Here is a 13,876-nt window from a genome sequence, read left to right as displayed (position 1 = left end):
TCTATCTATCTATCTATCTATTTATTAAGCAACAATCATGCCAAAAATGGATATCTGTAAATTCAGTAAATTAATGCCTGAAACAGCAAAATCTCTTTGCACTTGCGCAAAGAGATTTTGCTGTTTCAGTTTGATTTTTAATAAATATTGTGCGAAGTAAGATAAACGTGTATAAAATGTTTCTACCGGATTTTACCTCGGGAAGCTATTGTCACAATAGTTCACAATCTTATTTTTTATCTCTAATTCTTGGTATTGGCATTCTAAATAAAATATGTGATAAAGGCTTCCACTCAAAAGGAATAAGGGGCCAAGTATACTTTTTCCCATTTTCAAAGGACTTAGTTGTGTAGGTAATGACAAAAACTATGATAATTGCTATAACAAAGCCATAGATGTTAAATAGTCCTGTCATCACAACCAATAACAGCCTAAAAATACGTATTGCCAGACCAAACTCAACACTCGGCGCAGCAAAGGTCCCTATTGCCGCCAGTGCAATATATAGTATAGATTCTGGTACAAACCATCCTACCTTTACTGCAAACTCACTTAGTATCAAACCACCAATGATTCCTAAAGAAGTGCTTAATACATCTGGAGTATGAATAGACGAAATTCGCAGTAAGTCTAACCCAAATTCAAGTAAAATAAATTGAATGAATAAGGGGATATTACTAGGTTCCTTTGGACCTAAAAACTGCAGAAATTGTGGAATATATGCTTTATTATTTACTAGCAAAAGCCACAGAGGAAGTAATATAAAGGCACAAATCATTCCTAAAAACCTTACCCATCGTGTGTAAGTTCCTACAGCTATGTTTTGATAGTAATCCTCTGCATGCTGTGTAAAATGAAACAAGGTAACAGGAAGAATCATAACACTAGGAGACGTATCTACAATTATTGCAATATGTCCCTCCATCAAATGTGCTGCTACAACATCTGGTCTTTCTGTAAACTTCACCTGAGGAAGAGGGTTATACCAGTGCTTTTTTATAATTAACTCCTCCAAGGTTTTTTCTCCCATTATCAATGCTCCCACATCTATACTATCTATTTTATCTTTAATCTCCTTTAAAAGCTTCTCATCAGCCATATCCTTTAAATAGGCAATAACCACATCCGTTTGTGAGCGCTTTCCTACGCTTTTAATCTCAAATATAAGATTTGGATCCCTGAGCCTTCTTCGTATGAGAGCTGTGTTAAATATAATAGTCTCTACCAGTCCATCTCTTGATCCTCTGGTAACCTTCTCTAAATCTGGCTCCTGGGGACTTCGTACAGGATATTCTCTTGCATCAATAATAATTCCTTCTTCTTGACCATCAATTATAAGTGCAACTGCTCCAGCAAGTACTAAAGATGTCATTTGCTTTATATCTGAAAAACTTTCCACTTCAATATAACCTATTTTACTTTTCATTAAAGTAGTAATGGTATCCTTTGATATTTCTGATTCCTTCAAAGATTGAAGTACCTCTAGAATCCAAAGCATAATGTTATCCTTTGCAAATCCATCAATAAAAACTAAGTAAGCTTCCAGCTGTCCAATAAGTATTTCTCTACCAATGATATCAAAGCTTTTTTTAATAGGAATACTTTCCTTAAGGATTTCCTTATTTTTTTTAATATCTTTTGTTAATTTAATATTATTTGATGCCTCCATATTCTCACTACTTTCTAAAGTATTTTGCTATATGTATTATTTGCATAAAATACTTTAATTACACTATATAATTTTATGTAATAGTTTTTATATTAATATGTTTTACATTTTTGATTTTATAAGGGTATTTTGGAATAATATTCTAATTTATGTTATAATAATCAAAAGTGATTTGGTTTAAAAAATTGCATTACAAATTTGAAAACCCCCATAATTATTTATTTAATAAAAAAGGCATGACAAAAATATAGCCTACATTTGTGGAATAAATTATGAAAGGAAAAGTATAATGAATTTTTACTATATGTTCATTATACAAGGTGATATTATGCATGTTGTAAATAAAAGAAGGTTTGGCATTATAGGAATAGATGCAATTGTACTTCCTATATGCCTTATAGTATTTGGTATTGATATAACATTAAAAATATTCAGTGCAGGTAATTTTATATTAGCTACTCTTTTTTTGGTATCAGATAAATTTTATAATTGTCTAACTATAGAACCAGATAAAGATAAAAGAAATCTCATTATTATTTCTTTATATCTTACAAGTTTTTCATTATTTTAATCTTTTATCTTCTATATAAAATCAAATATTATAAGCTGAATACACAAATATAGGATTTGCCTTTAGAAAAGCATTAAATATTTTTCTAAAGGCAAATCCTATATTCACTATGTCCTAAATATAACCTCTTCCTTACTAAACATATATCTTGCAAAGAGTATAGCTGCCATAATGTATATTAAAATCCATCCAAAGGTAATTAAAATATGAGATGTATTAAACACTCCTGCTAAAAATTCCTTAATAAGGCACACTGTATTTGCTACAGGTATGTGGAAGTAAAAGTTATCTATATTTCTAGCATCCAGCATATAAGTTGTGTAAACTGGCACTAATGCTATTATATTAAGCGGTGCTAAATAGGTTTGTGCTTCCTTAAAGGAACGTGCGTATATGCTTATAGAAAGCTCTAATGCTCCAAAGGTCATGTTTAAAAGTATTATCATTAAAAATATTAGGGCAAAAGTTGAAACGCCAAAACTTAAACTAACTCCTCCTTCAGTTCCAAAGCTTTCTCCAAATTTAGTTAAAGATATTAAAAGCCCAATCATTGAAGCTCCCGTGGTTGTAAGTCCTACTACAGCTATGGCCAAAAACTTACCCCATAAAAGCGACATTCTTCCTGCCTGGGTAGTTAAAAGCGGCTCAAGCGTTCCTCTTTCCTTTTCTCCTGCTCCTAAATCCACCGCTGCCCCCATAGGACCTGTTATGCTATATATAACAAGGAAAAGTGGTAAAAGCATAGAAAGCATTATTTTACCCATACTGTCCTTATCTGTAGCTGAAGTTTTATATTCTACCTTTACAGGATTTAGTATGGATACATCTATATTTCTCTTTTGAAGCCTGTGGGATACCACCTGCTTATTATAGTCTTCAATGGTTTTTTCTATCATACCTTGAGCCATAGAAGACTGCTGACTTGTATTATCAAATATAATTTTAACTGAAGTTCCCTTTTCCTCTTCTAAAAGTTTGTCCACATCATCAGGAATTTCTAGTCCAACTAATATATTTCCATCTTTAACATCTTCCTCTATATTACTTGAAGGAGTGATTTTTACCTTCGGATAATTTTCTATAATCCTTCTAAATTGAGTATTTTCTCCTCCACTTATTGCTACCTCAAAGTTATTTTCTACCTTTTTTGCATTATCAGAGCCTGTTCTCCCTATGGCATAAAACATTATAGGAAATAATAGTAAAGGTATTAGCACGCTTACTAAAAGTGTCTTTTTATCTCTGAATATATCCCTTAGTTCCTTTTTAAATACTGTAAATGCTATACTACTCATTTTTATCACCTACCAAACTTATAAATATATCTTCCATATCTTCATTATTGTACTTTTTCTTTAATTCCTCTATAGTTCCTTCTTCTATTAATTTACCTTTATGAATTATTATAATTCTATCGCAAAGCTTTTCCACTTCTCTCATACTGTGACTGGAAAATATTATTGATTTATTTTCTGATTTGCAGCTTAATATAAAATCCTGCACTATTTTTGATGCAGTAACATCTAGTCCTATGGTAGGTTCATCAAATAGCATTACTGAAGGTTTATGGACTATGGATCTTGCTATTGCCACCTTTTGTTTCATCCCTCTAGAAAACTTTCCTACTCTTCTATCTATAAATTCCTCCATTTGAAGCATATGAGTTAAGTTTTCTATACTTTTTTTAGCTTCTTCATCGGTCATTCCGTTGAGCCTTGCAAAGTACATCATATTTTCCCTTGCTGTAAGTCTGTCATATAACCCAACTTCTCCTCCAAAGAGTATGCCTATTTCTCCTCTTACCTTTGAGGCTTCTTTTGTTATGCTGTATCCTTCGATTATTGCCTCTCCTGAAGTAGGCTTAAGCATTGTTGCTATCATTCTAAGTGTAGTTGTCTTCCCTGCACCGTTTTCACCAAGTAGTCCAAGTATTTCTCCTTTACTTACTTTAAAATTTACATTATCAACTGCTTTTATATTTTTAAACTGTTTTGATAAATTACTAATCTCTATCATAAAACCCTCCTAAGTATACTTTATCCTAATATAATTTTAAATTATATTTATCATTATGTAAAATTAATTTTTTGACATTTTATTACATGCTTATAAAAAAATAAGGAACATAAGTGAATTAATAACCCACTAAATGTTCCTTATTCATTATTAACTTACAATATACAATTAAATTTACACATAAGTTATGCTCTTATCTATATTACAAACTATGTCTGAATCCTTTCCTTCTATGCGAGTTTTTAAAATTACCTTGTGCCCCCATAAGTCTACTATATACTTTAAAGTTTCTACCCCATAAATTAAGTCTAATTCCCTTCCATCATAGTTATGGGTAAGTACCAATGTCTTATTATAAAGACTCATGTCTGTTACAGCAATAGATGGTATCATGCCCATGCCGCAGGAGCTGCAAATTGTATTTCTTATTTGTTTAAATCCATCCTCATCAGATACTTCCTCTATTACATAATCCTTATCCTGCTTTCCAAATTGGAATAAATTCATTTCACTACATAGTTCCTCTGTAAGGTATCTTCTTATAAAGGATTCATCTCGCTCAAGCTCTCTTACTTCAAATATTTTTTCTCTTCCATACTTCGCCTCTAAGTCCTCAAATATTTTAAATCCCATGTAATAAGGATTTATTCTGCCTTCAAGAGGAGTTATTACATCATTATGCCTTTTTATAAATTCCAAATGAAGTGATGTAGGAAGCTCAAGTTCCTTTAATATATTATAGTGCCAGAAACTTGCCCATCCCTCATTCATAATCTTTGTTTCTATTTGAGGTAGAAAATATTCTGTTTCTTGTCTTACTATATCTACTATATCCTTTTGCCAAGAACTAAGATCTCCATATCTTATTATAAATCCTAAAATATCCTCATCAGGTTCTAGTGGAATTTTTTCTATATTATCTAAACTTTTCTTTTCCCAAGGTTTTAGTACATCCGTATTATCTTCTGTTATATAGTCCTTAATGATTCTTTGCTTTATTTCTTCATTGGACATTTTTTTAATTCCTACGCTTCTTTCCCTTTGAAGCTTTACAGCATGGGCTGCATTTAACATCTTTTCTACTTCTTCATATCCAATGCTGGGATCATTTATATATTCCCTTATTCTATCTGCATGACTTTTAAACATTTCAATGGTGTAGGAAGCATCGGTGGCTGTTTTAAAAAGTCTATTGTTCTTAAAAAAATCATTATGTCCATATACATGGGCAATTGTTAGTATTTGCAAAAGAAGAGTATTATCCTTCATTAAATAAGCTAAGCATGGATTTGAATTTATAACCATTTCATAGGGAAGTCCTGTAAGATTATAGTTATACAGGGTTCTTAGCTTATCATATGCCTTTCCAAAACTCCAATGAGGATAGTGGGCAGGCATACCCACATATACCTCATAAGCTAGCATATCATTATGATCTATTATTTCAAATTCCTGAGGATAATAATTAAGTCCAAACTTTTTAACTACTTTTTCTATCTTTTCATTCCACTTTTCAAGTTCACTTATAGTATAATCCACGCTGCCACCCCCTTTATTCTGCAGATTGGCTTATTTCTGCCTTTAGCACATCCCTAATGGCATTCCATAAGTCTTCTTTCTTTTGCATAGCAACCATTGCAAAATTATCTCTATTTATCTCTTGGGAATATTTCTTTTTTATAGTACTAGAATATCCATAGGTCATTATTTCTGCATATCCAAACAAGTTACATACATCACATAATTCATTTACTGATTTTATAGCCCTTTCATTGTCTTCGCTCCAGTTATCTCCATCACTTGCATGGAAGGCATAAATATTATAGGTTGATGGATTATACTTTTCGCGTATAAGCTCCAATGCCTTTTGATATCCGCTAGATACGTAGGTTCCTCCTGACTCTACCTTATGAAAAAACTCATCTTCAGTTACAATTTTTCCTACTGTAGAGTGAGCTATAAATTCTACCTGTACTTTTTCATATTTCATCTTTATAAAACTATAAAGCATAAAGAAAAATGAACGAGCAAGATATTTTTTGGTCTGATCCATAGATGCGGAGGTATCCATTATACATATCACCACTGCATTATACTCTTTTTTCATTCTAGGCTTTACTCTGTAATATCTTATATCATCCTTCTTAAATGGGAATCTTTCTATTACTGCATTTTCATTATTTTCTCTAAGGGCCCTTTTCATGCCTTGTTTTCTTTTTAGCTTTTCCACAACTGTTCTCTTTTTAGCAAGTCTTGGTGGAATTCCATTTCTTTGATATCCGGATTTCTTTTTAGAACCTTCCATAAGGATTTCAGAAATTTTTTTCTTCTTTAAATTTGGAAGTTCTAAATCATCAAAAATATATTGGAAGATATCTTCTAGTGTGATTTCAGTTTCAAATATATCTTCCCCTTCTTCATTACCAGCGCCTTTGTTGCCCTTTCCTTTTGCATTGCCTTCTTTTTCGCTGCCAATTACATCGCCTCTTTTTTCAGATCCATCTCCGCTTCCAACCCCAGAAGTATTTTTACCATATACAAATTGATATTCCTTTATGCCCTTTATGGGAATCTTTATTTTTTTCTGGGAGTTTTGGCCTATTAAGCTCTCTTCAGAAAGGATATCTACTAAATTTTTCTTTATGGAATCTTCCACAAGCTTTTGATGTCTCCTTCTATCCTCCGCTGTTCTATCATGAGGAATAGGATTGAACTCTCTAAAGATTGCCATAATATCAATCCTTCCATAGGTTATTAGCTGCGTATTTAAGTATTACATCACAGCACTCATCACAATATCCATTTTTCTTCATTTCTTCTACCATTGTATTGTATTTTTGATTTTGTTCCTTATCTCTAACTCTAGACTTAGTTATAATTCTAGACATTTCTCTTACGGAATAGGTTAATTTCTTTTCTACAGCTTCTTTTAATGGTTCATAGGAAGTGTAATCTATCTTAGCTCCCTTTCTTACCAAATAGAACATATAAGAAGTTACATCTGATCTAAATCCCTTTGCAGAGCTATCTGAAATTCCTATTTGTTCTTCAATGGAGCGCATAAACTTTTCGTCTGGTTCTAACTGCTCCCCAGTTGCCTTATCCTTAATCTTTGTCTTGTTAACAAAAGCTTCTGCATGATCTAAATAGTTATTAAATAAGCTTTCTGCCTGTTCCCTAAAACTTTGAATAAATGCCTTAGTAATTTCCTTTTCTAAAATCTTATTATATTCTTTCCTTATTGTATCTTGTAATAATGCCAGATATTTCTTTCTTTCATCATCTGCTATATCTAAATCTTTAACGGATTTTATAATGCTTTCCATTACACTTAATGGATTTATACAACCTTCCCTAGATTCAGATAATGCATTATCTATTGCCTTTACTATGAATCTAGTTGAAATACCACTCATGCCTTCTCTAAGTCCTGACTCTTCTCTAAGCTCTGTAATGTCAACCTTTTTAGTGGTTCCCTTTTCTACAATTTCTTCTCCATTATAAATTTTAAGTTTAGTTAATAAATCAACTTTATTAGATGGCTGAAGTCTTGTGAGTATAGCAAACATAGCTGCTACATCTATGGTATGTGGTGCAATGTGAGCACCAAAGTTACTCTTTCCAAGTATCTTTTTATAAATCTTTTTCTCTTCATTTAGTTCCATACAATATGGCACTTCTATTTTTACTATTCTGTCTAGGATTGCTTCGTTAGTATGATCTGATTTAAACTTAGTCCATTCTGCTTCATTTGAATGGGCGAGAATTACTCCATCAAAATATATCATAGAGCCCTTTCCAGGTGATGGTATAGATTTTTCTTGAGTAGCTGTTATTATAGTATGAAGATATTCTACATCATTTTTGAATACCTCTATAAACTCTACAAGTCCTCTATTACCTACGTTAAAAGCTCCATTTAATGCAAATATTCTAGGGTCATCTTCAGAATAAAGATCCATTTTTGAGATATCTACAGAACCTATAAGTACAGATGTGTCTTGATTATTTGGATCAACTGGTGGCACAACTCCAATGCCCTTTCTGGATCTAATTGAAAAGTCTACTTTTTCTATAGGAAATTTTTCATATTCTCCATTATATTCATGAAGTAATTTATATCTACATACTGGGCAGAGATCTCCCTCTATTTTCATTCCTAACTCTTTTTCAAATTCTTTTCTTAAATGTTTAGGGATTAAATGAAGTGGTTCTTCTCTCATAGGACATCCCTTTAAACCATATACTGCTTCTGAAGTTTCTAGTGCTTTTTTAAGAGATTCAACTAGGGAGGATTTTCCGGAGCCTACAGGACCTACAAGATATAACACCTGTCTTGACTCTTCACCTTTCATAGATGCAGAGTAAAAATAATTAACAAGTTTCATTAAAGTTTTATCTATTCCAAAAAAGTCATTTTTGAAGAAATTATAGCTCTTAATAACCTGATTTCCATATACCTTTCTTATTCTTATGTTTTCTTCTGGATCTAATACCTCTACTCCTTCACGTGTTACTATTTCATACATTCTTTCATGAGCTAATTTATATACTTCAGGATTATTTTTCAATATTTCCAAATAGTCAAGGAAAGTTCCTTCAAATTTATCATTCTTTCTTCTCTCTCTATCCTTCTCTATTAACTCTTTAAAATTCATATTCCCTCCATACTAAATTGATTAAGTATTACACTTCTATTGTTGTATTTATATTATAAAAAATTAATTTTTAGAACTTTAATAGCCCTGCAGTCCATTGGCAAATATTATCAATATTTAAGTTTATTTTAAATTAATTTTAAGTTATAATAAAAATAAGATATTTTGTATTGGGGGTATTTAAATGAATTATATTGATTTAAGAAGCGACACAGTAACAAGGCCAACAGAAGAAATGAGAAAAGCCATGTATAACTCTGAAGTGGGCGATGATGTATATGAAGATGATACCACTGTTAAATTATTAGAAGAGTATACAGCAACCTTAGTAAATAAAGAAGCTGCTTTATTTGTTCCTACTGGAACCTTTGGAAATCAACTTGCACTATTTACACACTGCATTCGTGGAACTGAAGTTATACTCGAAGAAAACTGTCACATATTACAGCATGAAGTAGGCGCACCTGCAATCATTGCTGGGGTTCAATTAAGACCTTTAAAGAGTAATAAAGGAGAAATGAATCCTAGTGAAGTTGAAAAAACTATAAGAGGTGAAGATATACATTTCCCTGAAACTAGCTTAATATGTGTAGAAAATGCTCATTCTAATGGAAGAGTTTTATCTATTCAAAATATGAAGGAAATATATGAAGTGGCTAAAAATCACAATTTGCCTGTTCACTTAGATGGTGCAAGACTTTTTAATGCTGCTGCATCCTTAGGGGTAGATGCTAAGGAAATAACTAAGTACTGTGATTCTGTTATGTTTTGTCTTTCAAAGGGCTTATGTGCCCCTATAGGCTCAATGCTTGCAGGTTCTAAGGAGTTTATTTCAAAGGCACGTAAAAAGAGAAAAATCATGGGTGGCGGCATGAGACAAACTGGAATACTTGCTGCTGCAGGAATGGTTGCTCTTAAAGATATGAGACAGCATTTAAAAGTTGATCATGAAAATGCTGAATTTTTAGGAGAAGAGTTATCTAAAATTCCAGGCATCAATGTAAAACTTGACCAAATTCATATTAATATGGTATTCTTTAGCATAGAAGATTTATCTATTGATGGTAAACTTATAGTAGATGAATTTTATAAGAAAGGTATTAAAATAAATCCACCTGAAAATGGCGAGTTTAGATTTGTAACTAATTATTGGGTTAATAAAGAACATATTAATATGTGTGTAGATATTTTAAAGCAATTACTAAATGTAAAATAATTAGGACAAGCATTGCTTGTCCCTTATTCTTCGTACTTATTTTGTTACTTATATACATAAGCTGTTATATTTTTTGTATAATTAAAGTAATAATTAAATTAACTTAAGGAGGTATATTTATGAAGAACTTGAAAAAGATTTGTATATTATTATGTTTGTCCTTTGTATTCCTCGTTTCTTGCGGCAAAAATAACAATGCAAATAATAATCCAATTGGAGATAAAACACCAACAGACAATCCTACTAAACAATCAGAGAATTACACTATAAAAGATTATTATCCTTTTAAAGAAAATGTATCACTAAAATATAAGGGAACTGGGAATGAATATGCTGAGAAAACCGTATATACAGATTTCATAAATGGAGATAAAATTCAGCTTAGAATAATAAATGCTGGTACTACCTCAGCACAGGTATTACAGTATACAAATGGAGAACTAAGGAGCTTAGCTTCTGAAGGAGAATTTTACTATAGAGATAACTTAACTAATAATGAGTATAGTAAATATGAAGTTCTTTTAAAGGAACCTTTACAAAAAGGAACTTCTTGGACTTTATCTGATGGTAAAAAAAGATACATTTCTGCTGTAGATAAAGAAATAGAGACTCCTTCTGGAAATTACAAAGCTTTAGAAGTAACCACAGAAAGTGGAGATTCTACAACTTATGATTACTATGCTTTAAACCAAGGCTTAGTAAAAAGCATATTTAAATCAAATGGTATGGAAGTTACAACTTCATTAGAAAAAATAACTAAAGATGCTCCTGTGGTTCAAACAACTAAATTTTACTATCCTGATGATGTAAATGACAGAATGGTTTTCTCTAAGAAAGCATTAAATTTCAAAACAAATGATGATACTAAAGAAGTCTTTGAAAAATACTTTAAAGAAAGTCCAAATAAAAATCTAAACCCACTAATTGGAGAAAAGGTAAAAATAAATAAACTTTATTTAAATCAAAAATCAAATACTGTAATGGTGGATTTCACAGAAAACTTAGTAACTGAAATGAATGCAGGAAGTGGCTTAGAACTTGCTATTTTAAAAGGAATAACAAATACTTTAGGAGATTATTATAATACACCTAACGTAATAATAACCATGAATGGCAAACCTTATAGTTCAGGTCATATTGTCCTTGAAAAAGGAGAAGTTCTAAAAACAGATTATAAAAACATAATCGAATATAAATAAACAAAAGAGTAGAGTGTTGGAGCACTCTACTGATATACAATTCTAGTTGCTTAGGCAACTGGTATCACTATATTTTATAGGAATAAAAATAGTAGCATCCAATTGCGAGTCGGGGCTACTATTTTTTTGATATTTTATCTATAAGCAACGGAGGTTTTTAACCTTAGGCATTGATATAACTTGCCTAAGGCTATTTTAAAAACTGAAAATACCGTATCATAAGTAATATTATATTTACAAAATATGCTATAATTAAATGGGAAAAATAATTTTTAAGTGTAAGACAAATAGGAATTTGTTTAATACACACTTATAGTACAATATAATGGCATGTAAAATTCATTTTACATATTAAAAAGTAGTGATGTAAAATAGGTTTGATAGCATGAACACGCTCCGAACGATAGAATGTAAGCAGGAGGAATATCAAAGTGGACATTAGCAAACAAATAAAAAAATATAGACTCGATTCAAAATTATCGCAGGAGGATTTGGCTGAAAAAGTATTTGTAACACGGCAGACAATTTCAAACTGGGAAAACGGTAAGAACTATCCTGATATAAATAGCCTGGTACTATTAAGCACTCTCTTTGGTGTTTCTCTTGATATTCTAGTTAAAGGAGATTTGGAGAAAATGAAAGAAGAAATTAAAACAGAGGATATCAAAAGGTTTAACCGTGACGGCACGGTTTTTACTGTACTACTTATGACAACAGTAGTATTGGCCGTTCCACTATTTCTTTACTTAAATTTTATTGGAATTGCAATCTGGTTAGTGCTATTTGGCATTACAATGTATTATGCAATATGCCTTGAAAAGCAAAAGAAAACTCATGACATTCAATCATACAGAGAAATCATAGCTTTTACCGAGGGAAAAAAACTTGATCAAATTGAAAAGAGTTGTGAGGTTGGAAAACGCCCATATCAAAAAGCGTTCTTAGTAATTTGTTCAGGATTGATTACACTAGTTGTCACTATAGGAATGTATTTTTTATTTAGATTAATTCAGTATATCAAATTGTTACTGGTTTAGAAATTCCAATTTGTAGAGCAGCAGATTAACTTTACGGGAACAATTTTAAAATTAGTCGAACTAAATAGTAAAGTGGACAACTTGATTTGTCCACTTTTATTATGCTCATATATCAACATTGATTTAAATAGAGCCAAGTTTTTTATATTGCCTAATCATGTCCGTAATAGATAATGCAAAAAACGTAAAATAAAAAATTCCCTTTCCAGTTCCTGTATCTCTAGCATAAAGGGCAAAAATCTGTAGAACTATTACACTGCAAACTTGAATAAATTTATCATTAGAATCATTATGTCGTATATATATATTAGCCAATATACCCTTTTTACCTAGGACATTGAAAACTACTGATACAGCAACAAATAAGATCAAAAAAATAATAGTTATGAAATTATTGTGTTCCATGAGCCCATAATATGTAAGTAAAGCTAACAACCAAATAGTTAGATTTTCCCCTATCAACTGTTTCCTAACTTTTTTATTATTAATCATTTATTCCCCCATAAGTTTTCATAAAAATAAATCCTATAATTTATATATTCCATATAAATCATAGGATTCCTTCTGGGTATTATAATAGTCTTTATAACTTTCTGAATTTTGTATAATTCCACATATACATAAAGTAGGTTTCAGTAATATTTTTAATGTTGAACAAATAGTATGGGATTTGCATTGTAGAAATCATTGAATGAGCTTTAAAACGGCTTTATTTATAAATTTAAAATACCGTTAAGAGCCTTCTACTGTCTGAGCACAGCGAGTTTAGAAGGCTTAGGTATTTTAAATTTATAAATATTAGCCGTTTTTAGCGAAATGAACGATTTCCTAAATGCAAATCCCATACTATCGTTTCAACATTAACCCCTTAAATATTAACCAATTCTACTATTTCCTCAATGGAATCTATCACATAATCAGGGTTATGAGCTAGTATTTCATCTACAGAAAGAGCTGTATATTTCACAAGACATGTTAAGGCTCCAGCATTCTTACCACAAAGAATATCATTGTGGCTATCCCCTACCATTAAGGCTTCTTTAGGAGACACATCTAGCATTTCACAAGCCTTTAAAACTGGCTCTCCTTCTGGCTTATGTTTTATTGTGTCCTCTGGAGTTATAACCACATCCATAAACCTATCCAAATTAAATAACTTAAGTCCTCTTAAAGCTATAGCTCTTCTTTTGGAAGTGACTATTGCAAGCTTAAATCCCTTTTCTTTTAAAGAGCTTAAACCTTCTTGTACTCCCTTTATTTCCTTTGTTAGCTCATCATGAATTGCTTCATTATATTCTATGTATGTATCAAATAATAATTTAGCTCTATCTTTGTCATATCTTTCCATTACTCCCATCAAAGGCTCTCCAAAGGTTTTAACTATTTCTTCATCTTCTATATTTAGATGCCCTAAATAAGTATCAAAAACATGTCTAAAAGACTTTAATATTAAATCATTGGTATCTATAAGAGTTCCATCCAAGTCAAAAAGTATTGCTTTTGTCATTTC

At 31.2% G+C, this 13,876-nt stretch carries 12 protein-coding genes; 4 read left to right on the top strand and 8 right to left on the bottom strand.

Annotation, left to right across the window (positions count from 1 at the left end):
- Positions 1-229 precede the first annotated feature (229 nt).
- Complete coding sequence (locus CRN98_RS09020) at positions 230-1,669, bottom strand: spore germination protein (protein WP_242960880.1); 1,440 nt, start codon at positions 1,667-1,669, stop codon at positions 230-232.
- Positions 1,670-1,973: 304 nt separating this feature from the next.
- Here CRN98_RS09020 and CRN98_RS09015 point away from each other — a divergent pair, with 304 nt between their 5' ends.
- Positions 1,974-2,240, top strand: a complete 267-nt coding sequence (locus tag CRN98_RS09015; RefSeq protein WP_143331290.1) for a hypothetical protein — start codon at positions 1,974-1,976, stop codon at positions 2,238-2,240.
- 107 nt (positions 2,241-2,347) lie between these two features.
- Here CRN98_RS09015 and CRN98_RS09010 read toward each other — a convergent pair whose 3' ends face one another.
- The 5 genes from CRN98_RS09010 to CRN98_RS08990 form a co-directional block, all read right to left on the bottom strand.
- Positions 2,348-3,535 carry an ABC transporter permease gene (locus CRN98_RS09010; RefSeq protein WP_097027101.1) on the bottom strand — a complete coding sequence of 396 codons (1,188 nt, stop codon included), beginning with the start codon at positions 3,533-3,535 and terminating at the stop codon, positions 2,348-2,350.
- Positions 3,528-4,256, bottom strand: coding sequence for an ABC transporter ATP-binding protein (locus CRN98_RS09005; protein WP_097027100.1), 729 nt, complete (start codon positions 4,254-4,256; stop codon positions 3,528-3,530). Before CRN98_RS09005 ends, CRN98_RS09010 begins: the two co-directional genes overlap by 8 nt.
- A gap of 174 nt (positions 4,257-4,430) precedes the next feature.
- A complete protein-coding gene (locus tag CRN98_RS09000) occupies positions 4,431-5,795 on the bottom strand; it encodes a SpoVR family protein (RefSeq protein WP_097027099.1) in 1,365 nt (454 codons plus the stop codon).
- A gap of 13 nt (positions 5,796-5,808) precedes the next feature.
- The gene (yhbH, locus tag CRN98_RS08995; protein ID WP_097027098.1) at positions 5,809-6,987 is read right to left on the bottom strand and encodes a sporulation protein YhbH; all 1,179 of its coding nucleotides are present in this window, start codon (positions 6,985-6,987) and stop codon (positions 5,809-5,811) included.
- Between the two features lie 4 nt (positions 6,988-6,991).
- Positions 6,992-8,914 (bottom strand): PrkA family serine protein kinase, encoded by a 1,923-nt coding sequence (locus tag CRN98_RS08990; RefSeq protein WP_097027097.1) that lies wholly within the window; start codon positions 8,912-8,914, stop codon positions 6,992-6,994.
- Between the two features lie 184 nt (positions 8,915-9,098).
- Here CRN98_RS08990 and ltaE point away from each other — a divergent pair, with 184 nt between their 5' ends.
- The 3 genes from ltaE (at position 9,099) to CRN98_RS08975 (ending at position 12,366) form a co-directional block, all read left to right on the top strand.
- Positions 9,099-10,130, top strand: a complete 1,032-nt coding sequence (gene ltaE / locus CRN98_RS08985; RefSeq protein WP_097027096.1) for a low-specificity L-threonine aldolase — start codon at positions 9,099-9,101, stop codon at positions 10,128-10,130.
- A 119-nt stretch (positions 10,131-10,249) separates the two neighbouring features.
- A complete protein-coding gene (locus CRN98_RS08980) occupies positions 10,250-11,329 on the top strand; it encodes a GerMN domain-containing protein (RefSeq protein WP_242960878.1) in 1,080 nt (359 codons plus the stop codon).
- A 431-nt stretch (positions 11,330-11,760) separates the two neighbouring features.
- Positions 11,761-12,366 carry a helix-turn-helix domain-containing protein gene (locus CRN98_RS08975; protein WP_097027095.1) on the top strand — a complete coding sequence of 202 codons (606 nt, stop codon included), beginning with the start codon at positions 11,761-11,763 and terminating at the stop codon, positions 12,364-12,366.
- 123 nt (positions 12,367-12,489) lie between these two features.
- Here CRN98_RS08975 and CRN98_RS08970 read toward each other — a convergent pair whose 3' ends face one another.
- Positions 12,490-12,858: a hypothetical protein gene (locus tag CRN98_RS08970; RefSeq protein ID WP_097027094.1), complete on the bottom strand. Its 369-nt coding sequence runs from the start codon at positions 12,856-12,858 to the stop codon at positions 12,490-12,492.
- 376 nt (positions 12,859-13,234) lie between these two features.
- Complete coding sequence (ppaX, locus tag CRN98_RS08965; RefSeq protein WP_097027093.1) at positions 13,235-13,873, bottom strand: pyrophosphatase PpaX; 639 nt, start codon at positions 13,871-13,873, stop codon at positions 13,235-13,237.
- Positions 13,874-13,876 lie beyond the last annotated feature (3 nt).

Origin of the sequence: Clostridium peptidivorans, from assembly GCF_900205925.1 — a bacterium.
GTDB lineage: Bacteria > Bacillota > Clostridia > Clostridiales > Clostridiaceae > Clostridium_AK > Clostridium_AK peptidivorans.
Note: the sequence above shows the minus strand (reverse complement) of the source record. Positions and strands in the feature narration are given on the sequence as shown.